The sequence below is a fragment of the Pedomonas sp. V897 genome (assembly GCF_051304405.1).
Classification (GTDB): domain Bacteria; phylum Pseudomonadota; class Alphaproteobacteria; order Sphingomonadales; family Sphingomonadaceae; genus Pedomonas.
Map to the genome: position 1 here is coordinate 141,871 of NZ_JBPPGG010000003.1, position 26,476 is coordinate 168,346.

Here is a 26,476-nt window from a genome sequence, read left to right on the forward strand (position 1 = left end):
TCAACCCGACCCTGTCATTTTGGATAGGCCCGATCGCATCCATCCGGCCCGCGCGCGGCTCACGGCTGCTTTCCCGCCGCCAAGGCCGCGCGGAACCGCAGCACCGCCCGCGCGCCGCCGCCCGGGCGGTTGTGCAGCGCCACCGCGCCGCCGTGGGCCTCCATGGTGCGGCGGACGATGAACAGGCCCAGCCCCGTGCCGGGGCCGCGGGCGTCGCCCCGCCGGTAGGGCTCGAACAGCTGCTCCCGCACCGCCGGGTCGATGCCCGGCCCTTCGTCCAGCACCGCCACCTCCGGCCCCGGCCCCACCTGCACCCGCACCGTGCCGCCCGGCGGCGTCACCCGCGCCGCGTTCTCCACGATGTTGAGCAGCGCCGCGCCAATGGCCGTGGCATCGCCCATGACCGCCACCGGCCCCTCGCCCTCCAGCGCCAGCCGCACCTTCCGCGCCATGGCGATGGGGGCATAGCGCCCCACCACATCGGCCGCGATTTCGGCCAGATCCGCCCGCTCGCCGCCTTCCAGCCGCAGGGCCCCGGCCCGCGCCGAGGCCAGCAACTGGTCGATGCGGCGGGAGAGCGCCGCCACATCCTCCCGCAGGCGCGCGGCCACCGGCCCGTCCAGCCGGTCCACCTCCAGCCGCAGGATGGCCAGCGGCGTGCGCAGCTCGTGCGCCACCTCACCCGCGAAGGCCTGCTGCTCGGCCAGCTGGTGCTCCAGCGCCGCGATGCCGTCGTTCACCGCCCGCACCAGGCTGAGCACCTCGGCGGGCAGCCCCTCCTCCGACAGGCGCCGCCCGCGCCGCCGGGGATCAAGGGCGCGCGCCTCCCGCGCCGCCCGCTTGAGCCCCAGGAGGCTGCCCCGGATGGCGAACACGCCCACCACATACATCAGCACGATGACCGGGAAGGTGGGAAAGAGGGCCGATTCCACCACCTCCGCCACCAGGATGTTGAGCGGCTGGACGCCGCGCCGGAACACCACTTCGGCGACGATGACTCTCGGCTGGCGATCGGGCTGGAAGGTGCGGCGCGCGCCGATCCAGCGGTTCCCCCCGGGCCGGGCATCCACCAGAAACATCTCGTGGATGCGGCTGGCCTGCCGCGCCACCTCGGGCTCCACGGCGAGCGTGCCATCGAGCCGGTTGCCTGCCGGATCGAGCACCGCATAGCGGATGGAGGCGAAGTTGTAGCGCTCCGGGTAGAAGTGATCGACCGTGCCATCCGTCTGAAGGCGCGCGCCGAGGGCATCCAGCACCCACTCGACGGCGTCTTCCTCCATCTCGCTGTGCTCGTCGGGGCTCCGGTAGGACCACACCGCCCAGATGGACTGGAGCAGAACCGCGATGAACGCCGCCAGCGCCAGCCGCCGGGCAACCCGCTGCGACAGGGTGGTGATGCGCCGCGTCACTCCGGGCTTTCCAGAAAATAGCCGACGCCGCGCACCGCATGGATGCGCACGCCCGAGCCCGCCTGCTGGAGCTGGCGGCGCAGACGCGAGACCACGGCGTCAATGGCGTTGGGGGTGACGTCCTGCTCCGAATCGTAAAGGGCGTCGTCAATGGCCGCGCGGGGCACGGTGCGCCCGGCCCGGCGCATCAGCACCTCCAGCAGCGCCAGCTCCCGCCGCGCCAGCATGACCGGACGCCCGCCCACCTCCACGCTGCGCGCGGCGGTGTCGAAGCGGATGTCCCCCGCCTCGATGACGGTCGCGACGTAGGTCTCGGGGCGGCGCAGAAGCGCCCGCACCCGCGCCACCAGCTCCGGCATGGCGAACGGCTTCACCAGAAAGTCGTCCGCCCCCAGGTTGAGGCCGCGCACCCGGTCGTCGAGCCCGTTGCGGGCCGAGACCACCAGAACGGGAATGCCCTGCCCCTGCTGCCGCAAGGCGCGAATGAACGCCTCCCCGTCCTCATCGGGCAGGCCGAGATCCAGGGTGATGAGATCATAGCCATAGCTGGCAAGGAGATCGCGCGCGGCCTCCGCGCAGTCCGCCTGGTCCACGGTGAATCCCGCCTCCCGCAGCCCCTCGGCCATCAACGCGGCAAGGCGCTCGTTGTCTTCCACCAGCAGGATCCGCATGCGTGCCCTTCTCCGCCATGCTCTTGGTTCTCTTGCTATGCCGCATCGAGCCTGACCGCAAGCTGACATCGCCGCGCGAGACGTGTGTCGGCGGCCCCCATCGCCAACGAAAAAGGGCGCGCCCTTGCGCGGCGCGCCCTCCCGAACCCGGCGGACCCGGCGGGCCCGCGATGCGTCCTTGCCTTACGCCTGGTCGGGCACATGCTCCTCAAGGGCGTTGGTCGGCTTCGAGCCCCACAGCGCATAGAACAGCACGTAGAGTTCGCACGCCGCCGGCAGCAGGAACGAGGCCTGAAGACCGAAGGTATCGGCCAGCCAACCCTGGGCGATGACCAGCGCGCCGCCCGCGATCGCCATGATGAGCAGGCCCGAGCCTTCCTCGGTGAGCGGGCCAAGGCCGCGGATGCCGAGGGTGAAGATGGTCGGGAACATGATCGAGTGGAACAGGCCGACGCTGATGAGCGCCCACATCGCCGCCTTGCCCGTGCCGAACACGGTGATCATCATGACGATGAACGCGCCGATGCTCGCCCAGGCCAGCACGGTCTCCGGCTTGACGCTGCGCATGATGTAGCTGCCGACGAACCGGCCCACCATCATGCCGCCCCACAGCAGGAACAGGTAGTTGGCCGCCTCGGCGTGGGTGAGATTGCCGATCTCGGGCGAGGAGACGAAGTTGATGAACAGGTTCGACACGCCGATCTCGGCGATCAGGTAGATGAAGATCGCCGGAATGGCGAACACCAGGTTGCGGTGCTTCCACAGCGACAGCGACTTGCGCTCCTCGGCCGCCGCGCGGCGGGAGGTGGGCGCGAAGTCCGGCAGCTTGAAGCGGGCGATGACGATGGCGATGACCGTCAGCACCAGCGCGATCAGGATATAGGGCAGCTGCACCGACTGGGCGTCGGCCAGACGCTCGGCCTGGGTGAGGGTTGCCGCGCCGCCCTCCACGGAGCCGGAGGCGCTGCGCGAGAGAATGAGATAGCCGCCGAACAGCGGGGCCAGCGTCGTGCCCATGGAGTTGAACGCCTGCACCAGATTGAGGCGCGAGGACGCGGTCTCCGCCGGGCCGACCACCGCCACATAGGGGTTGGCCGCCACCTGGAGGATGGTGATGCCCGAGGCGATGATGAACAGCGCCGACAGGAAGAACGGATAGGACGGAATCGCCGATGCCGGGAGCATCAGCAGCGCACCGCCCGCCATGGTCAGCAGGCCGACGACCATGGCCTTCTTGTAGCCAATGCGCTCGATCAGCTTGGCGGCCGGAATCGAGGCGACGAAATAGGCAATGAACCACACCGATTCGATCAGGGTGGTCTGGGTGTAGGTCAGGTCGAAGACCGACCGCAGGTGCGGCAGCAACGTGTTGTTCAGAACCGTCGCGAAGCCCCACATGAAGAAGAGACTTGCCAGAAGAATCAACGCGGCGCGGTAGGTCGAGCCGCCGCTCGCGCTCGTCTCATGAACCGCCGGAGTTCCGGGCACCACAGGCATATCTGTTACTCCCCAATCCCTGTATCGTGTGCGGGGTTGCATTTCTTTTATTTGTCTGAGTAAATGCAGATGAAGCGCGAGTCAACGAACCGTGCACGGGGAGAAAGTACAGTCCTATGGCAATCCGACATGCCCTCGCCGCTCCCGCCCTGCTGGGAGCCCTGCTGATCACCGTTTCCGGACAGGCCCTCGCCGCCGATGTCGCGCGCGCCTCCTTCGGCCAGCTCTCGACGGGTGAGACGGTCGAAGCGTTCACGCTCACCAACAACAACGGCGTCTCGGCCCGCGTCATCACGCTGGGTGCCACCCTCCAGTCGCTGGTGGCGCCGGACCGGAACGGCAAGAGCGCCGACATCGTGCTCGGCTACGCCACCGCGGCCGACTACGAGAAATACGCCAACTACTTCGGCGTGAGCGTTGGCCGCTATGCCAACCGCATCGGCAAGGGCCGCTTCACGCTGGACGGCAAGACCTACCAGCTCGCGCTGAACGACAACGGCGTGGCGGCGCTGCACGGCGGCAAGCAGGGCTTCGACAAGAAGGTCTGGAAGGTGCTGGAGGTGAAGAGCGGCCCGGTGGCCAGCGTGACCCTCGGCTACACCAGCCCGGACGGCGAGGAAGGCTACCCCGGCACGCTGACGGTGACCGCCACCTACGCGCTCGATGAAAACAACCAGCTGACCATCGACTACCGCGCGAAGACGGACAAGCCGACCGTCGTCAACCTCACCAACCATGCCCTGTTCAACATGGCGGGCGAAGGCGCGCCGGAAGGGGCGATGGGCAACGTGCTCACCATTCCGGCGGACCACTACACGCCGGTGGACGCGGAGCTGATCCCGACGGGTGAGTTGAAGCCGGTTGAAGGCACGCCGTTCGATTTCCGCAAGCCGCGCGTCGTCGGCCAGGACATCCGCGACGGCAGCGACCCGCAGCTGGTGATCGGGCGCGGCTATGACCACAATTTCGTCCTGAACGGCAAGACCGGCGGCCAGATGCAGCTGGCCGCGCGCCTGGAGGACCCGGTCTCCGGCCGCGTGCTGGAGGTGCTGACCAACCAGCCGGGCGTGCAGTTCTACGCCGGCAACTTCATCGACGGCACCACCGTCGGCAAGAGCGGCAAGATGTACCGTCAGGGCGACGGCATTGCGCTCGAGCCGCAGGTGTTCCCGGACTCGCCCAACAAGCCGCACTTCCCCTCCGCCCGGCTCGACCCGGGCAAGGAATACCATCACCAGATGGCCTTCCGCCTGACCATCGCGCCGGCGCAGTAACCGCCGCAGACAGACCGTGGGCCGCCGCTGCGGCGGCGGCCGCACGTGAAGCATTGAGCAAGGGGGAGCGCTCATTGGCTTCGAGAAAAAGCCGCACCTCTGCGCCGCGCAGGGGAACCGGACTTCGCTGCATCCGCCCTGCCGCAACGGCGCGTCGCCGCGCGGGCGCTCCCTTCCCCTGTCGACCGGCCGGACAGCCTCCGCCGCCACCAATTTCGCGCTCAACCGTTTCACGGATGAGGAGCGGATACAGGCGGCGAAGCGCAGCGGTTTCGGCCCGCGCGGAATCAGTCATGTGACTGATCCGTACGCCTCCGACCCGAGAGCGGCGGACGGCAGGGCGACGCTGACTCCGCTTCCTGAAAATATGTCCGCTCCCCGGGCATTCTGAGACTATTTGTTTTATTCCAGCACCTCCCAAGGTATAGTTGTGACAAAACCACACAAAACGAACGCAAGGGGCACGATGGGGATTGAACGTACTCTGGAGGCCGGCCTGGATGTCCGCGCGCGACGCAAGCAATTGCGCCTCCACGGGATGGTTGCGAGGGATTTGGGAATTCTGATCGTCTCGGGGCGGTACAAGCCCGGAGACATTCTCGACAACGAAATCGAGGCGAGCGATCGCCTGAACGTCTCGCGCACCGCCTACCGCGAGGCCGTGCGCATTCTGGCCGCCAAGGGGCTGGTGGAGAGCCGCCCCAAGACCGGCACGCGCGTCAGCCCGCGCGAGAAGTGGCACCTGCTGGACCCGGACGTTCTGTCGTGGATCTTCAAGCATGAGCCGGACGAGCACCTGCTGCGCAGCCTGTTCGAGCTGCGCAAGGTGGTGGAGCCGGAAGCGGCGGCCTTTGCCGCGCGGCGGCGCACGGACGCGCACATCGAGATGATGCAGGCGGCGGTGGAAAGCATGGCCGAGCACAGCCTTGCGACCGACGCGGGCCGGGCCGCCGACCAGCAATTCCACGCGGCGCTGCTGGACGCGACGGGCAATCCCTTCCTGGTGACGCTGACCAGCAGCGTGAGCGCGGCCATTACCTGGACCACCATCTTCAAGCAGCGCAACCGGCCGCTGCCGCGCGACCCGGTGCCGGACCACCGCAAGGTGCTGGAGGCCATCGCGGCGGGCGACCCGCAGGCCGCCCACGAGGCCATGGCGCATCTCATCGAACTGGCGTTCCTCGACACCATCGGCACGCCGCCGGCAAAGGGAAAGGCGCGCAAGGCCTCTGCCCCCGCTGAGGTGGACTAGCCTCAGCGGGCGACGGGCCAGCCGTCCTCCGTCCATTCAAGGGGCTGAATCCGCAGGGCGGGCGCGCCTTGCCGCGTGGCGTCGTAGGCGTGGTACACGATGTAGTCCTGCCCGTTGTCGCGCAGGATCGCATTGTGGCCGGGGCCGATCCAGCGCCTGCCGGGGTCCTGATCCGTGTGCAGGACCACCGTGCCGCCGCCGTCCAGCAGCAGCTTGCCGTCCCGGTCCACATAGGGACCGAGCACGTTATCCGCGCGCCCGACAACCGTGTGATAGGTGCTGTTCACGCCGCGACAGCAAAAGTCAAAGGACACGAACAGATAATAGGAACCGCCCCGCGCGATGAGGAACGGCGCCTCGATGGCGTGCTCGCCGCCCGGGCGGGAGGCGATGCTGTGGATCGGCCCGTCCTCCGCCTTGCGCTTGCCGGTGGCGGGGTCCAGCTCCACCAGCTTGATGCCGCCCCAGAAGCTGCCGAAGCTCATCCAGTGGCGGCCGTCGCGGTCGATGAAAATATTCGGGTCGATGGCGTTGAAATCATCGCCGGGGAAGGACTGGAGGACGGGCCCGCGATCCTCCCAGCCGAAGTCCGGGCTTGCGGGATCGAGCGAGCGCGTGACGGCAAGGCCGATGGCCGAGCGGTTTTTCCCGAAGGTGGAGACCGCATAATAAAGGCGATATTCCCCGTTCGCCTGAACGATGTCCGGCGCCCACAGGCCCCGCGCGCCCTCGATCGTGCGCGGCGCCCAGTCCGGCAGGTCCCGGAACACCGGCCCGACGAACGCCCAGTCCACCAGATTTTTCGAGACGCGCCAGGGAATGATCCCCGTGCGCTCGCCCAGATGCCCGGTCGAGAACAGATGATAGGTGTCCCCGACCCGGAGGATGGCCGGGTCATGGACGCGCACGTCCTGTTCGGCAAGGCGGTCGTTGAGTGACGGCTCCGCATCGGCGCGATTGCCTGCGGGCCCCGCCTGCGCGGTGAACGCCAGCGCCAGCACGGCCGCGAACGCCAGCCCGCGTGCGGGAGAAGAGCGTTGTGCCATGATCCCCTCCGAGACGAAAAATGGGGGCCAAAGAAAATCGGGGCCCAAAAAAATTGGGGGCAGCCGCGGCCGCCCCCAACCTTCGATCGCTAGCGGCGTTTCCGCTCTCAGTTCAGCGAGTAGCGCAGACCGATCGCGAAGGTGCGGCCCGGCAGGCTGTTGCCGAAGTTGGTGGTCTCCGGGCTGCCCGAACCATCGAAGTAGTAGTAGGACTGATAGATTTCGTTGGTCAGGTTGACCGCATCGAACGTCAGCGCCAGGCGGTTGTTGACGTTGTAGGTCAACTGGGCATCGAGGCTCTTTTCCGCGCGGCGCCAGATGCCGATCGGACCGGCGAACTGCGGCGCCTCGTTGTTGTTGAGGAAGTCATCGCGCCAGACATACGACACGCGGGCGCCGATCGGGCCGCGCTCGTAGGCGAGCGTGATGTTGTACGACACATCCGACACGCCGAAGAAGTCAGACGAGGACTCGCCGATGATCTCGCCCAGCTCGTTGGTCTGCGGCACGTTCTGCTTGGTGTCGAGCAGGGTCAGGCTTCCCTGGATACCGAGGCCGTTGAGGATACCCGGCAGCTCGGGGAAGTAGACCATGCCCAGTTCCGCGCCCTTCATGGTGCCGTTGGACGCGTTCATCGGCAGGGTCACGATGAAGCGGGTCGCATCGTACCGCGGATCGTGCATCTCGCGGACCTGACGCAGCGGCACCACCAGACCGTCGATCTTGCGGCGGAACAGCGTTGCGTAGATGGCGCTGTCCTTGGCGAAGTACCACTCGACGCCGATGTCGATGTTCTTCGAGCGGGTCGGCTCCAGATCCGGGTTGCCGCCCGAGCCCGTGCCGTAGCCGATGTTGGTCAGGTCATCCACGTAGAGGATGAACGGATTGAGATCGACGAAGTTCGGGCGACGGATGGTCTCGCCGTAGTTGAAGCGGACGCGCAGCTTGTCGGTGATGTCATAGCGCACGGTCACGCTCGGCAGGAACTCGGTGACCTTCTTGGACGCATCGTCCGTGCCGCCCTCGCTCGCCCGGTTGAAGAACTCCATGTCGGTCTTGATGTGAACGACACGGCCGCCGACCTGCACGAACAGCGGACGGCCGAACACATCGTGCTCCGCCTCCGCCTGGAGGTAGGCGGCGGTGGTCACTTCGTCGATGTCGAAGTTCTTGGTGATCGCCAGCTGATCGCTCAGCAGGAGATTCGGATTGACGCTGCGGTACAGGCGGCGGAAGTCGTCGGCGTGGTCCCACAGGTAGGAGCCATCCGCCACCACCCACGAGGACGGGACATTCGCCTTGCCGTCGAAGAAGTTCTTGTTCTTGTGGAACAGGCCGTCGTCGAAGTCCGACAGCGGACGGCCGAGAACGCCCGCATCCTGATCCCGCTGGCCTTCGCTCGCGGAGCGGATGTCGTGACGCAGACCGAAGCTCAGACGGGAGAGCAGGCCACCATCGAAGGTGTAGTCGCCATCGACCGAGAAGGTGACCGCCTCGCCTTTGCGCTCGACGCCGTTGTCGTAGAACTGCGCCAGGGTCCAGGCCGACGGATCGGCCAGCAGGTCGTTGTTGCCGAACTGCCAGGACGGCAGACCACCATGGGCGTTGAAATCGACATCAATCGACTCCGCCACGCGCTCGGTGCGCAGGGCGATGAAGTCGCTCTTGAACTTGCTGGTCTGGTACGACAGGTCCGCCGTCAGCTCGAAATTGTCGCCGAAATTCCACTTGCCGTTCAGGGCGTAGACGAAGCTGTCGGTTTTCTGCTTCGTGTAGTCGCCGCTGTTGAAGCCGTAGATATCGCGGACGTGGCGCTTCTTGATGAGGTTGGTATCCGGGTACAGCTCGATGGTGTCAGCCGGATTGGGGCCCAGGTTGCCCCACCAGTCCACAAAGGTGAAGTGGAGGTTGTTGAAGGTCTTGTTGCGGAAGCCGCTGTAGAAGAACTCGAAGGTGTAAACCGCATCCGAGTTCGGGCTGTATTGCAGGGCCAGGTTGACCGCCGGGCGCGTGCGCGTGCCGGTGAAGTCGGAAGCGAACATGGCGTCGCGCGACAGCAGGTACGGCGTGCCGTCCTCAAGCGTCGAGCCCGGCTTCATGGGCAGGCCGTGGTTGGTGCCGACCGGCCAGCCGTCGAACAGGCGCTCCAGCGGCACCTTGCCCGCCGGCGGATTGTCGGCCGTCGCGAACGGCACGATCGCGCCCGAGGTGATGCTCTGGTCGCGGAAGCGGGTGCGCTCGAAGCTGACGTTCAGCAGGGCGCCGAATTCGCCGGCGCTGGTCTCCCAGCGGTCGCTGATGAGGGCGCTGACGTTGGGGTTAATCTTGTCCGCCTGCTCGTGATAAATGCCGCGCGCGGCAGCGGTGATGGCGAATCCGTTGAAGTCGAACGGACGGTGGGTGAACACGTCGATCTGACCGGCAATGCCGCTTTCGATCTGCTCGGCGGCGCGGGTCTTGTACACGTCGATTCGGCGCACCAGGTTGGCCGGAATATCGGCCAGCGCGAAATTCTGGCCCGACGCGGTGAAGATGTTGCGGCCGTTCCAGGTGGTGTTCACGTCCTCGAGACCGCGGATGAACACGCGGCCCACCTGACCGCCTGCACGGTCGGTCACCTGCACGCCGGCGATGCGCTGCAGCGCCTCGACCACGTTGTTGTCCGGCAGCTTGCCCACGTCTTCCGCGATGATCGATTCGACGATCTGCGTGGCGTTGCGCTTGACGCCAAGGCTGCCCACCATGGACGCGCGAACGCCGGTGACGATGATGGTGTCCATCTCCATGGACTCAGAGTCGGTGGCAACGGCGGTTTCCGCGCGCGCGGCGTCCGATTCCTGCGCCATCGCCGGAGATGCGACCACTCCCAGAAGCAGAGCGGACGCAGATAGATACAATTTGGCCCTTACAAATCTCATGAAAAGCCTCCCCTAGACAAAGCGTGCCTGTCCTCCGGGCGGATGCCCGGGCCGGCATTAACTCAGACAATATGCTTGTAATGAGCAAACGGGCAAGCTATTTTCGCATTAACTCATACAATTTCAAAAACCGTATACAATTTTGGGGCGACCCGGCCGCATGGCTCTGGTATTCGAGCAGGGTTTCGCTTCACTCAAACAGAGAGAGAGAGTACCATGGCACTGACAGGCGAATTGTTCATCGCTGGGCAAAGGCGCAGCTCCACGGAGACCTTCAAGGCGATTGATCCCTCCACTGGCGAGCATCTTCCCACCGAATTCAGCATCGCCACGGTTGCCGACGTGGAAGAAGCGTGCCGTGCCGCCGAAGCCGCCTTCATCGAGATGCGCGGCATCAGCCATGAGCGCCGCGCGGGTCTCCTCGAGGCGATTGCGGATGCCATCATGGAGCTGGGCGACGAACTGCTCGAGCGCGCCAACAAGGAAACCGGCCTGCCGCTGGCCCGCCTGACCGGCGAGCGCGGCCGCACCGTCGGCCAGCTGCGCCTGTTCGCCGCCGAAATCCGCTCCGGCGGCTGGCAGGGCATTCGCATTGATCCGGCGATGCCGGAGCGCACCCCGATGCCGCGCTCCGACCTGCGTCTGCGGAAGGTGCCGCTCGGCCCGGTGGCCGTGTTCGGCGCCAGCAACTTCCCCCTCGCCTTCTCGGTCGCCGGTGGCGACACCGCCTCCGCGCTGGCGGCCGGCTGCCCGGTCGTGGTGAAGGGCCACTCGGCGCACCCGGGCACCTCGGAGCTGGTGGCCTCCGCCATCACCAGGGCCGTGGCCGCGACCGGCTTCCCGGCGGGCACCTTCTCCCTCGTCAACGGCCCGGGCAACCTGCTGGGCACCGCGCTCGTGGCCAACCCGGTCATCCAGGCGGTGGGCTTCACCGGCTCGCGCGGCGGCGGCCTCGCCCTCATGAAGGTGGCGAGCGAGCGCCCGGTGCCGATTCCGGTCTATGCGGAAATGAGCAGCATCAACCCGATTCTGCTGTTCCCGGCGGCGCTGGCGGCCCGCGCCGAGGATCTCGGCCGCGCCTTCGTCGGCTCGCTGACCATGGGTGCCGGCCAGTTCTGCACCAACCCGGGTCTGGTGCTGGCCGTTGACGGGCCGGATCTGGAGCGCTTCATCGCCGCGGCCGCCGAGGCCGTGTCCGCCGCTCCCGCCGCGACCATGCTGACGCCGGGAATCTACAAGGCCTACTGCACGGGCGTTGACCAGCTCTCCTCCAACAGCAAGGTGAAGCTGGTGGCGCGCGGCCAGGCCGGCGGCACCAACGCCTGCCAGGCGGCCCTGTTCACCATCGCGGCGGAAGACTTCCTGCAGGACGAAAGCGCTGCCCAGGAAGTGTTCGGTGCGTCGTCGGTGGTGGTGCGCTGCGCCGACTTCCAGCAGCTCATCAAGGTGCTCGGCCACATGGAAGGCCAGCTCACCGCCAGCCTGCACTTCGACGAGGCCGACCACGGCGCTGTCGCCCAGGTGGTGCCAGTGCTGGAGCGTCTGGCGGGCCGTCTGGTCGCCAACGGCTGGCCGACGGGCGTCGAGGTGTGCCACGCCATGGTTCACGGCGGTCCGTTCCCGTCCACCTCGGACGGCCGCACCACCTCGGTCGGCACCCTCGCCATCGAGCGCTTCCTGCGCCCGGTCTGCTATCAGGATTTCCCGAACGGTCTGCTGCCGGAGGTTCTCCGCGACGGCAATCTGGCGGGTGTCCCCCATCGTCTGGACGGCGTCTACAAGGTCGGCTGATCCAGTGCGCACCCATCAACCCTCAAAACCAAGTGTAGAGTAAGGGGAGAAGAACCGTGAAGCTGGTTCAGTTACGGGCCCAGGACGGCACGCGTCTCGTTGCCGCAGTGGACAATGACGGCGTTGCGCGCCGTATCGAAGGCGCCACCAGCACCTATGCGCTGGCGCTTGAAGTCATCAATGCAGGCACGAAGCTGGCCGATGTCGTGGCCGCCCGCCTGACCAGCGACGTGGTGGATCTTGAAGCAGCAGCCGCCGAAGGGCGGCTGCTGCCCCCGATCGATCATGAAGACCCCGCCCACCTGCACCTCACCGGCACCGGCCTCACCCACCTGGGCTCGGCCGAGGGCCGCGACAAGATGCACAAGGCCGCCGCAGGCGACGCCGTGACCGATTCCATGCGCATGTTCCTCATGGGCGTCGAGGGCGGCAAGCCGGAGGGCGGCAAGCCGGGCGTGCAGCCGGAGTGGTTCTACAAGGGCAACGGCAACGCCATGGTGGCCTCCGGCCAGGATCTGGTCTCCCCCAGCTTCGCGCTCGATGGCAGCGAGGAACCGGAGATCGCCGGCATCTACATCATCGACCAGACCGGCACCCCGCGCCGCCTCGGCTTCGCGCTGGCCAACGAGTTCTCGGACCACGTGACCGAACGCGGCAACTATCTGTGGCTGGCTCACTCCAAGCTGCGCCCGGCCGCCATCGGTGCGGAGCTGCTGGTGGGCGCCCTGCCCGAGGACGTGCGCGGCACCAGCCGCATCGTGCGCAACGGCGAGGTCATCTGGGAAAAGCCGTTCCTCTCGGGCGAAGCGAACATGTCCCACTCCATCGCCAACCTGGAGCACCACCACTTCAAGTACGGGCTGTTCCGCCAGCCGGGCGACGTGCACATCCACTTCTTCGGCACGGCCACCCTGTCGTTCGCCGATGGCGTCACGGTGCAGGAAGGCGACGTGTTCGAGATTTCCGCCGAGCCCTTCAGCCTCACGCTGCGTAACCGCCTCTCCGTTGCAAAGCCGGAGACGGTGACCGTGAAGGAGCTGTAAGCATGGCTCCCATCCGGATTGCGCTGGTCGGCATCGGCAAGATCGCCCGCGACCAGCATATCCCCGCCCTCGCCGCCAGCGAGGACTTCGAGCTGGTGGCGGCGGTGAGCCGCCATACCGGCCCGGAGGGCATCCCCCTGTTCCGCACCATCGATGACATGCTCGCTGCCGGAATCAAGGTGGACGCCGTCTCCCTGTGCACGCCGCCGGTCGGCCGCTATGCGCTGGCGCGCTCGGCCATTGCCGCCGGCCTGCACGTGATGCTGGAGAAGCCCCCGGCCGCCAGCGTGACCGAAGCGGAGGATCTGGCGAACGCCGCGCGCCGTCGCGGCGTCAGCCTCTACACCACCTGGCACACCCGCGCGGCCCCGGCGATCGAGCCGGCCCGCGCCTGGGTTGCGGAGCACAATGTGCGCGACGTGGTCATCACCTGGCGCGAGGATGTGAAGAAATGGCATCCCGGCCAGGAATGGATCTGGGAGCCGGGCGGGCTCGGCGTGTTCGACCCGGGCATCAACGCCCTGTCGGCCATCACCCGCATCATGCCGGATGCGCTGCACCTGACCGACGCCGAGCTGTTCTTCCCGGCCAACCGCGCGGCGCCCATCGCCGCGCACCTGACCATGAGCGACGCCAACGGCACGCCGATCCGCGCCGAGTTCGACTGGCGCGAGGAAGGCCAGGACCGCTGGGACATCGACATCGTGGCGGACGGCGGCCGCCTTGCCCTCTCCAAGGGCGGCGCGCGCCTTGCCATCGGTGACAAGGTCTTCGTCGACGGCGGTGCCATCGATGCCGAATATCCGGGCCTTTACGCCCGGTTCGCGGAACTGGTGCGCACGGGGCAAAGCGACGTGGATCTGGCGCCGTTCCGTCTGGTTGCCGACGCCTTCATGCTCGGCCGCCACACGACCATCGAGCCGTTCATCGAATAAAACGAAAAACAATCTGGGGAGAATAGCGGTGGGTATTACCACGAAATTCAAGACCGTCGCGGGCGCCGCCGCGGCGGCCCTGGGCGTGTTTGCCCTGGCCAGCGCAGCCATGGCCCAAGGGAAGGCCGTGCCGGTGTCGGTTTCGGTCGATCCGGCCAAGACCGGCCCGGTCATCAACCGGGACATCTACGGCCAGTTCGCCGAACACCTCGGCCGCGGCATCTACGAAGGCATCTGGGTGGGCGAGAACTCGCCCATTCCCAACACCAAAGGCTATCGCAACGACGTTCTCGAGGCGCTGCGCAAGATCCGCGTGCCGGTCATCCGCTGGCCGGGCGGCTGCTTCGCCGACGAGTACAACTGGCGCGACGGCATCGGCCCGCGCGACAAGCGGCCGGTGCGGGTCAACACCCACTGGGGCGGCGTGACCGAGAACAACGAGTTCGGCACCCACGAATTCCTCGACTTCACCGAGCTGGTGGGGGCGGAAGCCTACGTGGCCGGCAACATGGGCAGCGGCAGCCCGCGCGAGATGGCCGAATGGGTCGAATACATGACCTCGGACAGCCAGTCGTCGCTGGCCAATGAGCGCCGCGCCAACGGCCGCGAGAAGCCGTGGAAGATCAAATACTTCGGCATCGGCAACGAAAGCTGGGGCTGCGGCGGCAACATGCGTCCCGAATATTCGGCCGACCTGCACCGCCGCTACCAGACCTTCGTGAAGGCGCCGCGCGAGAACCCGGTCATCAAGGTCGCCACCGGCGCCAACGTCGATGACTACATTTTCACCAAGGTGCTGATGGAGCGCGCCGCCCACACCATGGACGCCATCAGCCTGCACTACTACACCTTCACCCACAGCTGGGAGGAGAAGGGTCCGGCCACCGGCTTCAACAAGGACGGCTGGGTCTCCACCCTGAAGAACGCCCTGCGCATGGACGAGCTGGTCACCAAGCACTCGGCCATCATGGACCAGTATGACCCGGAGAAGCGGGTCGGCCTGTTCGTGGACGAGTGGGGCACCTGGTTCGATCAGGAGCCGGGCTCGACCCCGGGCTTCCTCTACCAGCAGAACACGCTGCGTGACGCCCACGTGGCGGCGCTGACGCTCAACATCTTCCACCGCCACACCGACCGCGTGCGGATGGCGAATATCGCTCAGATGATCAACGTCCTCCAGGCGATGATCCTGACCGACAAGGAAAAGATGATCCTGACGCCGACCTACCACGTGTTCGACATGTACGTGCCGTTCCAGGGTGCGACGCCGGTCGCGGCCCGGGTCGAGGCCGAGCCGTTCACCCATGGCGACACCACCCTGCCCCGCGTCGATGTCTCGGCCGCCCGCGACACCTCGGGCAAGCTGCACATCGCGCTGGTCAACCTGGACCCGGACAAGCCGGCCCGCGTGACCACCGAGATCGCCGGCGTGAAGCCGCGCGCCGCCAAGGGCCGCGTGCTGACCGCCGACCGGATCGACGCGCACAACACCTTCGACAAGCCGAACACCATCCAGCCGGTGGCGTTCAGCGGCCGGGTCGAAGGCGGCAAGCTGGTCTTTGACCTGCCTGCCAAGGCCGTCGCCGTCGTGGCGGTCGACTAACGAAAGTATGCCCCCTGCGGGAGGAGCCGATCGCGGCTCCTCCCGCGCCCCTCAATCCCGAGGCCATTCGCCTCGCTTCTCTGCTCCAGACCGATACCGATCAGACGAGTACCGATCAGACGAGCCGCCGCGCCGGTTCAGGACCAGCGGGCACGCACAGTGCAGGACTGCACCGGATTTTTGTGCGGATTAATTCTGGAACAATTCCGTCACCGGCGTGAGGGCGTCAGCCAGTTGCGGCAGAACTTCTGCTTCAGCTCCACCAGGCGCGTACCGTTGCGGTGAATTTCTTCGTCATTCACCTGGCCATGCAGGCGAATTGCCGAGATTCCATAGGACACGATGCCTTCGGCGTCTGCAAAGACCGTCGCCACCGTCGTCACCCCCGGCGCAAAATTGCTCTGGTCGACGGCATAGCCGGTGATGCGGCACTGCTCGACCTGGGCGCAATATTCCTCGAGGCTTATCGGCGATTGCCAGCGCAGGAGGCTGAACTCCCGCTCGATCTCCGCCCGGCTGAGGTTCATTTCCGCTGCAAACGCACGGCCGACCGCACCGATGAACATGGGCAGGCGCTGGCCGATCGGCATGTGAATCCGCATCATTCCGGGGTTTTCCACAAACCCCGCCAGCATGATCCTGCCGCTGGAAATGCGCCGCCAGAAACCGAGCGCGCAGCCGTAATGGTGTGCAAAATCCTCCAGCATCGGCCGGATCAGGGAAAATGTATTGCCCGGATCCAGCGCGCCGCGCGCCAGAAGAACGGCGGACGCACCCAACGAGTAGCACTTCGTCTCCGGGTTGAACTCGGCGAAGTCCTCTTCGCACAACTGTTTGAGAATCTTGAAGCAGGAGCTTGGCGCGAGGCCAAGCTCCCGTGCGATCGCGTTCACGCCCATCGGGCGCGGCAGGGCCGACAGGAATCTCAGCAGGGCCAGCGTCTGGCTGACAGTGCCCGCTTTTTGCGGCGCTGCCGCATCGGCGGACACCTTCGACGATGTTCGACTGGATAACTGCATCGATTAAACCTGTTCCGGTGTTTGAATGCTGAGGCGATCGAGACCGGCTGGCACTGCCTCTCCAGTCTATACATCCCTACGTCGGACATAAACTCCCCCACCCCGCCGGAGTGCAATTGCGGAGCAGGAAGCCTGCCGTTACAGGATAGATTTGAACGTTCAATTGTACCCGATCGTGATTTTTCCGAAGTGATTCTGGCCCTCCATATGCCGGAAGGCGTCCGCGAGCGCCTCGAACGGATACGTCGAGTCGATCACCGGTCTTAATCCGCCAAGCTCCACCGCCCGCACCAGATCCGCCTGGTGTTTGCGGCTGCCAACCGTGATCCCGGTGATGCGGCGATTCGCGTGGATCATGTGGACAGGGGCGAACTGAATGGCCTGGCGGCTGAGCACGCCGACCAGGCAGAGCTGCCCCCCGCTGCGCAGCGCCTGAAGCGACTGGCCGAGATCGCCGCCTCCCACCTCGACAACGAGGTCAACGCCCGAACCGGTCAGCTCCCGCACGCGCTTGCCCCAATCGGGGGTCGCAACCCGGTTGACAACCTCATCCGCGCCGAGCGCCCGCAGACGCTCCGCCTTCTCCTCGGACGACGACGTCGCGATGACCCGCGCCCCGGCCAGACGAGCCAGTTGCAGCGCGAAGGTGGCAACGCCGCCGCTCCCCTGCACCAGCACCGTATCACCCGGCTTGATCTGCCCCTCGACCGTCACCGCCCGCCATGCGGTCACGCCCGCACAGGGAAGGCAGGCCGCCTCGACGGCCGAATAGCCCTCGGGCGCACGGGTGAAGCGAGTCTCGGGCATGGTGACGAAGGTTGCCGCAAAGCCGTCCACATGATCGCCGAGCATGCGGCTGGTGCGCTCCGCCGTCGCCGGGCCGTCCTCCCAGTCCGCAAAGAAGGTGCCGATGACCCGGTCCCCGACCTTGAATCGGGTCACGTCCGGGCCGCAGGCCTCGACGATTCCCGCACCATCGGACAGCGGCACACGCCCCGGCGCCACCTTGATGCCCCCGGTGACGACAAGATAGTCGTGAAAATTCAAAGAGCTGGCCTCGACCCGGACGAGAATCTCATTCCCCGCGGGCGCCTTTGCCGCGCCGTCCTTCAGCTCCAGCGCATCGATGCCCGGGCCCTGACCAATTTCATAGTGCTTCATGCCCTCCCCCTTATTGGTACGGTTCTTCAACGCCTGTCCTGCCGGGTTTCCCGCCGTTTGCGAGAGCCCCCTTGACTTACAATTCCCTATCAGGAATGATCATTCCTGAAAACAACAAAACCGAGTGTGTAGGCGTACCATGTCAATGTGGGGAGGAAATTATGGAGCGCCTGTTCTCTGGCTTTGCTGTACGGACACCCGATGCCGGGCGCATCTACGCCGCGCTGACCCGCCGGGAATTCTATGAAGGCGACCTTGAGAGCGCGACGGGCGACTTCAACAGCGTTGAACTGGACAAGGCCCTGAGCGCGCCTTTGTCGATCACCCGCCTCAAGACCCGGACAGAGCTCACCTTCCGCCGCACGTCGCAGCACATCCGCCGCAACAGGGTTGGCCTGCGCGTGCTGTGGTTCGTCCAGAGCGGCTCCTTGAAAATCGTGCGGGCAACCGGCACATGCGAGATCAAGGCCGGACAGGCCGGCATCCTCGACTCGAACGTTCCGTTCGTCGCGACGCTCAAGGCATCGCACGAAGGCGAGCACTGCTCCTACCAGGTGATCATTCCGCCCGATCTCTTCATTGCCCACCTGCAGGAAGCCGAACGGTTCTCCGATCCGTTCAGCCTGGCCAGCCCGTCCGGGCAGATCGCCAGGGAAATTCTGGAGATCATCGTCCAGCACGGCTCGACCCTGGGCGAGAAGGTCACCCAGTCCCTCACCCACGCCATGCTGGATGCGGTGGGCGACCATCTGCGGGACAGCGGCATCGAACTGCCCCGGCGCCAGAAACTGGTCGATCGGCGGCTGGCCGACATCGAGAACTACATCAAGATGAATCTCGCCGACCCGGAGCTGAGCTGCGAAAAGGTGGCGTTCTCCTGCGGAATTTCGCCGCGCTACCTGTGCTTCCTGCTCAAATCGAACAACACCTCGTTCTCCGAACTGGTCTGGCAGAACCGCCTGTCCAAGGCCCGCGACTGGCTGGTCTCCCGGAAAACCCGGGACTACCCGATCCACGAAATCGCCTACATGTCGGGCTTCAAGAGTGCCGCCCACTTCAGCCGCATGTTCCGCTCCGCGTTCGGCATGCCGCCGCGGGAATATCGGGCACTGCATTTGCAGCAGAACGCACAGGGCGACACGTCCACCTGCGCGGGCTACGCCGACAGGGCCTATTCCCAGGCGGCCTGAGCCGTTTTGACTGCCATTACGCAACGGGATTGATTGCGGGGGAAATGGTGCTCGTCACGCCCCCGCAAATCCGTAGCATACCCTGACATTTCCGTCGCATGGACTGAGGGGCTGTTTATGTCTCAAGGGCAAGACAGGATCGATCCGTTGTGGGTCTGGGGCGAGGACGCAACAGCACCGCGCGTGCTCCACACCATGTTCCGGGTGCGCGACGTGGACGCCTCCTTGCGTTTCTATTGCGATGGCCTCGGTATGCGTCTGCTCGACCGCTACGATTTCGAGAGCGGGCGTTTCTCCATCCTGTTCCTGTCCTATGCCGGTTATCGTGATGGCGAGGCCGCGCTCGAGCTGACCTACAACTGGGATCAGACCGAGGACTACTCGCACGGAAGCGGCTATGGCCACATCGCCATCGGCGTGCCGGATGTGGCGGCCATGTGGAATCGCCTGCCCGAATTCGGGGGCCGGCAAGGCACCGCGCCGAAAACCATGATGCCCGGCGCGCCCCAGCTGGCCTTTGTCTACGATCCTGATGGCTATGCCATCGAGTTAATCCAGATCAACCGCCCGAGCACGGCCTCCGCATAACGGCCTCGTTCATGACGATCAGCCCTTCCCTGCTGGAAAAACTCGGGCCTATCGTGGGTGATCGCGGTTTGCTGACGGGTGAGGACGTTGCCGCCCGCAGCTGCGATCCGTTCCTGCATCTGCCGCCGGGGTCTCCCGTGATCGTCCGGCCGGCGTCCACGGAGGAGCTGTCCCGCGTCCTTGCCCTTTGCCATGCGTCCGGGCAGCGGGTCGTCACACACGGCGGCTGCACCGGGGTTGTGGGCGGCGCCATGGCGGGCCCTGCGGACATCGTCATCTCCCTTGAGAGAATGAACCGCGTTCTCGAGGTCGACCCCATCGGCATGACCATGACCGTGGAGGCGGGTGTTCCGGTTGAGGTGGCACAGAACGCCGCTGCCGAACACGGCCTGTTCTACCCGATCGATCTGGGCTCGAAGGGCACGGCGACCATTGGCGGCACCATTGCCACCAATGCGGGCGGCAACCGCGTGATCCGGTGGGGCATGACGCGCCAGAATGTCAGCGGGCTGGAAGCCGTGCTGGCCGATGGCACAGTCGTCTCCCAGCTCAACCGCTTCCTCAAGAACAACACCGGCTATGATCTCAAGCAGCTGTTCATCGGCAGCGAAGGGACGCTCGGCATCGTCACCAAAGCCGTCTTGAAACTGGTGGCGGCCCCCACCACGCAGAAGGTGGCCTTTGTCTCCGTCCCCGGGTTCGCGGCCGTTCTGGACCTGCTGGTGCGGGCGAGACGGATGCCGCAGCTCTCCGCCTTCGAGGCGATGTGGCAGGACTATTACGCGCTTGTCGCGAACCATGATCCCTCGCGCCGGCCGGTCTCCCCCGACCAGCCCTTCTATGTGCTCATCGAAGCCATGGGCTATGACGAAGCCGAGGACGACCGGGTGTTCACGACCTTCCTCGAAGAGGCCTTCGAGGCCGGCCTGATCGCGGACGCCGTTTCCGCCCAGTCCGCAAAACAGGCGGCGGACCTGTGGCGGGTCCGCGAATCCTCCGAGATCCTGGTTCGCGAAATGGGCCCGTTCGTCTCCTTCGATATCAGCGTGGATGTCCGCCGTGCCGATGCGTTTGTCGAGGCCGTGCGGGCGGCGCTGAAAGAGCGCTTCGGGGCATTCCGGTCCGTCGCATTCGGACATCTGGGCGACAGCAACCTGCACATCGGTGTCCATATCGGCGCGGATACCCGGGAGCGGGAGCATGAGATCGAGGCCTGCGTCTACGGAACGCTTCGGGCGTTCGGCGGCGCGCTGACCGCCGAGCATGGTGTCGGCACCGCCAAGCGCGCCTTTCTGCCGGATTTCGTGACCCCCGGGGCGTTCGGCACGATGCGCACCATCCGCCAGGCGCTGGACCCCGTCGGCCTCCTCAACCGTGAGGTTCTGTTCCGTTGACGCGGTACCCGGAATCACACCGCTCACGGCCGCGCGCCGCGCCATTTGCGGCGGCCGTTTCATGGAACATCGTTCAGCGACGTGTCTTCCGTCGCGACAAGTCTCCAGATGCAAGGCTTCTTGCTCCTGACCCTGTGCGGTATGGCACTGTCCTGCCTTCGAATGCGAATATCGCCCGCATCACCAACCTGAAATCGTCGATCGCGCACGAACGCGACATGTGAACTGAGGATGAGAACGCCGTCATGAGCGAGAACGCAGAGGCCATTCGCGAGATTTGCGACAGCATCATTCGCCGCATCGATCGCAGCTACGTGGCAGAATGTGGCAAGCGCAATGAAATGCCCGAGAAGCTGTGGAAGATGTGGGCAGAGAGCGGACTGCTCTCCATCGGTCTGCCCGAGGAATACGGCGGCTCCGGCGGCCACCTCTCGGATCTCGTACTTGCGCTTGACCTGCTGCACCAGCACGGGCTTCTGATGCCGCTGGCCGTTCCCAACTTCATGTCGCGCGAGCCGCTGCTGCGCCACGCGAGCGAGGAGCAGAAGCGCCGCTATCTGCCGCCGACCGCAACCGGTGAAGCCTTCTTCAGCTTCGGCATCACCGAGCCGGACGCCGGCACCAACACCTTCAAGATCAAGACGACCGCGATCCGCCAGCCGGATGGCACCTTCCTGCTGAACGGCGGCAAGACCTTCCAGACGGCCTTCGTCGAGTCCAAATACTGCCTGCTCGTGGCGCGCACCAAGCCTTACAATCCGGAAAACCGGAAGGAAGGCATCTCGCTGTTCATCGTCGATACCAAGCTGCCGGGCATCTCCGCCACGCAGATGGACATCGGCATGTACCTGCCCGAGAAGAACTACACCACCTACTTCGACAACGTTGTTCTCCCGCCCGACTCCCTGGTCGGCGAGGAGGGCCGCGGCCTCCAGATTCTGTTCGACAGCCTCAACCCGGAGCGCCTGCTCGTCGCCGCCATGAACGTGGGCCAGGCGGATTACTGCATCAATCGCGCGGCCGAATACGCCAAGGTCCGCGCACCGTTCGACAAGCCGATTGGCGCCTATCAGTCGATCCAGCACCCCCTCGCTCGCGCCAAGACCTATGTCGAGGCCGCGCGCACCATGATGTACATGGCCGCCGAGAAGCATGACCGGGGTGAGAACATCGGCGTCGAGGCGAACATGGTGAAGATCCTGTCCTCGGAAGCGTTCAAGATGGCTGCCGAGATCGCCATGACCACCTTCGGCGGCTCGGGCGTGGATGTCAGCCAGGATATCCTGCCGTTCTACATCGCCGCGCAGAACAATACCGTGGCGCCCGTCAACAACCAGATTGTGCTCAGCTTCATTGCCGAGAAGGTGCTCGGGCTGCCGAAGTCCTATTAACGCACAGCACAGGTTGCGATAGCGGCGGCCTCTGGCAATCGCCAGGGGCCGCCTTTTCGTATGGGGGCGGGTGTGGCCGCGACCGCTCCGCCCCGCACGCCATCAAGCAACCTGCCGCGACGATGTTTCGAGGCCGAGGAACCGGAGCGCCTCAACACCGTGAACCACCGGACGGCCGACCGAGTCCGCCAGCGCGGCAGCAGCCCTCACCATCTCCCCATTGCGCATGGTTGTGGTGCCGCTGATATCCTCCTCGCCGACCCGGATGTGACCGCCCATTTCCAGCGCATAACGGACGACCTCCGTGTCCAGGATATTGTCGCCCTGCACCGCGATCATCCAGGGCAGATCGGTTCCTTCAAGCGCCTCCAGATAGGCATCGAGGGCCTTGATCGTCGGCGCCAGGGCGTGGCGCACCGTGGGCTCCCGATTCGACCAGACCTTGTAGCGGCCGCCCAACCAGATCTTGACCATTGTCCCCTTGGGCAACAGCCCGCGCTTTGCGTACTCCGCAATCCAGTAGCACATGGATGGCGTGTAAATTCCGAGGGAAATCGGCACCTGATGGGTGTTGGCGAATGTCACGAGTTCATGCCCCTCGGAGAAGGTGCAGCCATTTACCCATTGGTTACTGGGCAACCCATCCTCATCACAAATGGCGAACACAGTACGCCCCATCTCGATCGCGATCATGGTGAGGCAACCGGCATCAGCCAACGCCTGATAGTGCTGATGCATCTCGGCGTGTGTCTGCCCCGTGAGCAGTGGCGCCGGATAAACCAGGGCATGGGGATGGCTGGAGAGAATCTCCTGGCTCATCCGAATGACCTGCGCGATCTGCTGGTCGATCGACAGATCCAGATCGTGGTGATGATGGATGATGGTTGCGCCCGCATCCAGGGAAGCGCGCGCCCCCTCGAGAGACGGCTCGTACAGACTCCGCCGGCCCTCGCCGCCGTCGTTCAATACCTGACCGTCCGATGATGCAGCGGAATAGAGCTTGCGCTCATTGCCACCCTTTTTCTCCATCGATACGGCAGCCTCGATGATGACTGGTTTACCGGCACCGGACATCTCCACCTCCATTTTGCGTCCGTTGATCCGGGAAAAATTCTACGGATTTCGGACGAGATTCCGGCGCAAAATTCCTGTTTCTTCCTACACAGACAATCAGGGCATCCCACTCAAGACAATTGCCTTGTTTATGATTCAGACATGGCAACCCGCATTCGAGAACGAAGGCGTATCCGCGGTTTGCCATTCCCAAGGTGCAGCAAGCCTCTGCTGCCGCCAAAGCATCACTATGCTTTGAACGGCATTCAGTAAAAAAGGCTTCGCACCTCCGCCAAAGGAAAACGCGCGGCCGAAGAGTCTCATCCATCAACGCACAAATGGATCAATTTTCTGTCGGTCCTCTGATTCCGGAAGCACGCCTCGCGTCTGGCATTTCCGGAAGCCGGGGAGACAAAACAACACACACCCTTCAGTTGCGTGCAGGGACAATTTTCAGAGGTGGTACGGGAAACACGTCTCACAACAAATGGCGTATGTAATCTGGCCGGGCAGAGATGCCGCATGGCAATCGGTTTTTAGAAGAATACTGCTCTGGGGAGGAATCAAAATGGGAAAGGGATGGAGTATCATTCGCACGTCACTGCTTAGCGGTGGTGCTGCCTGTGCATTCACGGCGGCCTCCGCTGCCGTGGCGCAGGATGCAACGGATCAGGCTTCGGCCCAGCAAGGTGCGTCGCAATACATCCTCACCGAGGATATTGTGGTCACCGCGCGTAAGCGCGATGAGCGCCTTATGGATGTTCCGCTGTCGATTACGGCGGTCACGGCCGATGATCTTTCCCGGAGTGCGATCAACGGAACCGACGCCATTGCGCGCAAGGTTCCCGGCCTGCTGGTAGGCGAAGGCGGCGGCACCGTTCAGGGCGGCTCGCTTTCGCTGCGCGGCATCTCCGCTGCCGACGCCAACCCGCTGGGCGATCAGGCGGTTTCGTTCAACATCGACGGCGTGCAGGTTGCCCGCGCGTCGATCCGCCGTATGGGCGATTTCGACCTTGCCGGCGTCGAAGTGCTCAAGGGCCCGCAGGCACTGTTCTACGGCAAGAACAGCCCGGGCGGCATCATCTCGATGCGCACGGCCGACCCCACCAACCGGTTCGAGGTAGGCGGCAACGTTGGCTATGAGTTCAAGGCCGATGAAGTGCGCGGCGAAGGCTACATCTCGGGTCCGCTGACCGAAGGCCTCGGCGCCCGCCTGGCGCTCTATGGTTCGTCGATGAAGGGCTGGGTCAAGAACCTGGTTCCTGCGTCTGACCCCTTCGCGCCGAACAGCCCGCGCTCGCCGGACAAGGACGAATACGCGGCGCGCTTGACCTTGAAGTTTGACAACGGCGGACCGCTGCGCGCCCGCTTCAAGATTGCCTACAACAATGTCAAAGACAACGGCATGACCAACAACTACCAGACGGTGGATTGCCCGACCGGCACCCCGCAGGTGGAAGGTGCTGCCGCTGACTGCAAGGGCGACGATCGCATTGTGCAGGGCGCGCTCGGACCGGCCTTTGGCGCCATCAAGACGATCGTCGGTTCGCTTGGAACGCCGGCCAATCCGTCGGGCAACCCCATGCTGGCCTATGCGGATTTCGGTGATGGATCGCTGCGTTCGCGGTCCAAGCAGTGGCTGTCTGGTCTGGAACTGAACTACGACGTCACGCCGGAGTTGACCGTCACGTCGATGACGGGCTTCTACAAGCTCGACTTCTTCAACGTCGGCAACTTCACGGCGACCAACCGGCCGGAGGCCATTCTGGGGTCGATGAACGCGCTCGACATCCGGGAGATCAGCGAGGAACTGCGCCTGACCAGCAACTTCGACGGCCCTGTCAACTTCCTGATCGGCACCCAGTATCAGGACAGCAAGGTTGAAGTTGGCTCGATGGCGGCATTCGGCGCGATTGCCGGTGACCCCTCGATCCTCGGCCCGACGCGGCCCAGCCCGTTTGTCTCGACCAACTACTACCTGGATCAGGACGGCGAAGCCTATTCGTTCTTCGCGCAGATCCAGTACAAACCCATTCCCGAAGTCGAGATTTCGGCGGGTGGCCGCTACTCGCATGAATCGAAGAAGCTCAACTCGGTGATCAACTTCGGCAACGAGCTCGTCGGAGTGACGCCGTTCCTGTCCAACGGCAAGAACAAGCGCAGCTTCAACAACTTCTCGCCCGAAGTCGCTGTCAGCTACCGGCCGCATAACGATCTGACGTTCTACGTCAACTACAAGCACGGCTTCCTGTCCGGCGGCTTCAACGGCGGGTCGTTCAACACCGCGGGCGACTTCAGCTTCCGCCCGCAGAAGGTGAAAGGCTTTGAAGGCGGCGTGAAGGGCCGATTCCTCGACGGCATGGCCACGGCGGAACTGGCGCTGTACAGCTACAAGATCACCGACCTCCAGGTGCAGATCACCACGAGCGGCACCGTGCAGGAAATGCGCAATGCCGGTGAAGTGGACTCGAAGGGCGCCGAATTCAGCCTGACCCTTCGCCCTGCCCGCGGGTTGCAGCTCTATGCGAACGTAGCCTACATGGACGGCAAGTACGACAAGTACTATGCCACCTGCTATGCGGGTCAGCTGGCGCTCAAGCCTGGCACCGGGATTGGCGAGTGCGCTCTCCAGCCCAACCCGACCAACAACAATGTGGTTGGTTACCTCCAGAATCTGAGCGGCACCCGGCTGCTGCGCTCGCCGGAGTGGTCTGGCAACGCGGGCTTCATCTATGACACGCCTGTCACGGACTCGATGAAGATCGAGCTCGCTGGCGGCCTCACCTACAGCGACAGCTACATTGCCAGCGCCGTGTCGCAGCCGCGCTCCAACTCGCCGCACTACACCCTGTTCGATGCCTCCATTCGCCTGGCCGATATGGATGATCGCTGGGAGGTGTCGCTCATCGGTCGCAACCTGACCAACAAGTTCTACTGGTCGCGTGCAACCGACAACCCGACGAGCGTCGCCAATCCGAACCAGCTTGCGGACACCATCGCCGTGCCGAGCCGCGGCCGGGAAGTGATGCTGCGGGCGGGCTTCAAGTACTAACCACGCGCGATCCGGTAACCCGGTATTCGCTGTACAAGAGTAACGGTCAGGTCCACAGTCCTGTGGACCTGACCTTTCTTTTTTGCCTGCAACTGCTGGCTTTCCCCACCCTCGGACACGACAAAAAGCGCGGCCCAACACTATGGCGACCGACGCGCGGGCCTCGGGATTTCATCAGGAGAGGTGGGC

The 26,476-nt window shown here is 64.9% G+C and carries 19 protein-coding genes; 11 read left to right on the forward strand and 8 right to left on the reverse strand.

The features are described 5' to 3' along the window. Positions 1–59: 59 nt before the first annotated feature. The 3 genes from ACSJJU_RS09680 to ACSJJU_RS09690 form a co-directional block, all read right to left on the reverse strand. Positions 60–1,409: a sensor histidine kinase gene (locus tag ACSJJU_RS09680; protein ID WP_435915189.1), complete on the reverse strand. Its 1,350-nt coding sequence runs from the start codon at positions 1,407–1,409 to the stop codon at positions 60–62. After that, a complete protein-coding gene (locus tag ACSJJU_RS09685) occupies positions 1,406–2,080 on the reverse strand; it encodes a response regulator transcription factor (protein WP_435915190.1) in 675 nt (224 codons plus the stop codon). Before ACSJJU_RS09685 ends, ACSJJU_RS09680 begins: the two co-directional genes overlap by 4 nt. Positions 2,081–2,263: 183 nt before the next feature. Further along, entirely contained in the window at positions 2,264–3,577 is a 1,314-nt protein-coding gene (locus ACSJJU_RS09690; protein WP_435915191.1) for a sugar MFS transporter, read from the reverse strand. Between the two features lie 116 nt (positions 3,578–3,693). Between ACSJJU_RS09690 and ACSJJU_RS09695 the strand changes: the two genes are divergently transcribed. Both ACSJJU_RS09695 and ACSJJU_RS09700 read left to right on the forward strand, forming a co-directional pair. Further along, positions 3,694–4,851, forward strand: a complete 1,158-nt coding sequence (locus tag ACSJJU_RS09695) for an aldose epimerase family protein (protein ID WP_435915192.1) — start codon at positions 3,694–3,696, stop codon at positions 4,849–4,851. Positions 4,852–5,317: 466 nt separating this feature from the next. Further along, the gene (locus ACSJJU_RS09700; RefSeq protein WP_435915194.1) at positions 5,318–6,103 is read left to right on the forward strand and encodes a FadR/GntR family transcriptional regulator; all 786 of its coding nucleotides are present in this window, start codon (positions 5,318–5,320) and stop codon (positions 6,101–6,103) included. Between the two features lie 2 nt (positions 6,104–6,105). Here ACSJJU_RS09700 and ACSJJU_RS09705 read toward each other — a convergent pair whose 3' ends face one another. Next, positions 6,106–7,149, reverse strand: a complete 1,044-nt coding sequence (locus ACSJJU_RS09705; RefSeq protein ID WP_435915195.1) for an arabinan endo-1,5-alpha-L-arabinosidase — start codon at positions 7,147–7,149, stop codon at positions 6,106–6,108. A gap of 107 nt (positions 7,150–7,256) precedes the next feature. Then, positions 7,257–9,995, reverse strand: a complete 2,739-nt coding sequence (locus tag ACSJJU_RS09710; RefSeq protein ID WP_435915196.1) for a TonB-dependent receptor — start codon at positions 9,993–9,995, stop codon at positions 7,257–7,259. 288 nt (positions 9,996–10,283) lie between these two features. Here ACSJJU_RS09710 and ACSJJU_RS09715 point away from each other — a divergent pair, with 288 nt between their 5' ends. The 4 genes from ACSJJU_RS09715 to ACSJJU_RS09730 all read left to right on the forward strand — a co-directional run bounded on the left by ACSJJU_RS09715 (position 10,284) and on the right by ACSJJU_RS09730 (position 15,439). Continuing rightward, positions 10,284–11,858, forward strand: a complete 1,575-nt coding sequence (locus ACSJJU_RS09715; protein ID WP_435915197.1) for an aldehyde dehydrogenase (NADP(+)) — start codon at positions 10,284–10,286, stop codon at positions 11,856–11,858. Between the two features lie 56 nt (positions 11,859–11,914). Next, the gene (gene araD1 / locus ACSJJU_RS09720; protein ID WP_435915198.1) at positions 11,915–12,901 is read left to right on the forward strand and encodes an AraD1 family protein; all 987 of its coding nucleotides are present in this window, start codon (positions 11,915–11,917) and stop codon (positions 12,899–12,901) included. Between the two features lie 2 nt (positions 12,902–12,903). Continuing rightward, positions 12,904–13,836, forward strand: coding sequence for a Gfo/Idh/MocA family protein (locus ACSJJU_RS09725; protein WP_435915199.1), 933 nt, complete (start codon positions 12,904–12,906; stop codon positions 13,834–13,836). A gap of 109 nt (positions 13,837–13,945) precedes the next feature. After that, the gene (locus ACSJJU_RS09730; protein WP_435915434.1) at positions 13,946–15,439 is read left to right on the forward strand and encodes an alpha-N-arabinofuranosidase; all 1,494 of its coding nucleotides are present in this window, start codon (positions 13,946–13,948) and stop codon (positions 15,437–15,439) included. Positions 15,440–15,648: 209 nt separating this feature from the next. On the opposite strand, the gene ACSJJU_RS09735 is transcribed toward ACSJJU_RS09730, so the two are convergent. Together ACSJJU_RS09735 and ACSJJU_RS09740 are read right to left on the reverse strand one after the other, a co-directional pair. Next, positions 15,649–16,458, reverse strand: coding sequence for an IclR family transcriptional regulator (locus ACSJJU_RS09735; RefSeq protein WP_435915200.1), 810 nt, complete (start codon positions 16,456–16,458; stop codon positions 15,649–15,651). A gap of 159 nt (positions 16,459–16,617) precedes the next feature. After that, entirely contained in the window at positions 16,618–17,619 is a 1,002-nt protein-coding gene (locus ACSJJU_RS09740) for a zinc-dependent alcohol dehydrogenase family protein (protein ID WP_435915201.1), read from the reverse strand. Positions 17,620–17,780: 161 nt separating this feature from the next. On the opposite strand from ACSJJU_RS09740, the gene ACSJJU_RS09745 reads away from it, so the two are divergent. The 4 genes from ACSJJU_RS09745 to ACSJJU_RS09760 all read left to right on the forward strand — a co-directional run bounded on the left by ACSJJU_RS09745 (position 17,781) and on the right by ACSJJU_RS09760 (position 22,182). Continuing rightward, on the forward strand, positions 17,781–18,809 hold the full coding sequence (locus ACSJJU_RS09745; RefSeq protein ID WP_435915202.1) for an AraC family transcriptional regulator: 1,029 nt from the start codon (positions 17,781–17,783) through the stop codon (positions 18,807–18,809). A 117-nt stretch (positions 18,810–18,926) separates the two neighbouring features. Next, entirely contained in the window at positions 18,927–19,397 is a 471-nt protein-coding gene (gloA, locus tag ACSJJU_RS09750) for a lactoylglutathione lyase (RefSeq protein WP_435915203.1), read from the forward strand. Positions 19,398–19,408: 11 nt separating this feature from the next. Beyond that, positions 19,409–20,791, forward strand: coding sequence for an FAD-binding oxidoreductase (locus ACSJJU_RS09755; protein WP_435915204.1), 1,383 nt, complete (start codon positions 19,409–19,411; stop codon positions 20,789–20,791). A 245-nt stretch (positions 20,792–21,036) separates the two neighbouring features. After that, positions 21,037–22,182, forward strand: coding sequence for an acyl-CoA dehydrogenase family protein (locus ACSJJU_RS09760; protein WP_435915205.1), 1,146 nt, complete (start codon positions 21,037–21,039; stop codon positions 22,180–22,182). 102 nt (positions 22,183–22,284) lie between these two features. Here the strand turns inward: ACSJJU_RS09760 and ACSJJU_RS09765 are convergent, their stop codons facing one another. After that, positions 22,285–23,268: a 3-keto-5-aminohexanoate cleavage protein gene (locus ACSJJU_RS09765; protein ID WP_435915206.1), complete on the reverse strand. Its 984-nt coding sequence runs from the start codon at positions 23,266–23,268 to the stop codon at positions 22,285–22,287. Between the two features lie 535 nt (positions 23,269–23,803). Here ACSJJU_RS09765 and ACSJJU_RS09770 point away from each other — a divergent pair. Beyond that, positions 23,804–26,287: a TonB-dependent receptor gene (locus tag ACSJJU_RS09770; protein WP_435915207.1), complete on the forward strand. Its 2,484-nt coding sequence runs from the start codon at positions 23,804–23,806 to the stop codon at positions 26,285–26,287. The last annotated feature ends 189 nt before the right edge of the window (positions 26,288–26,476 follow it).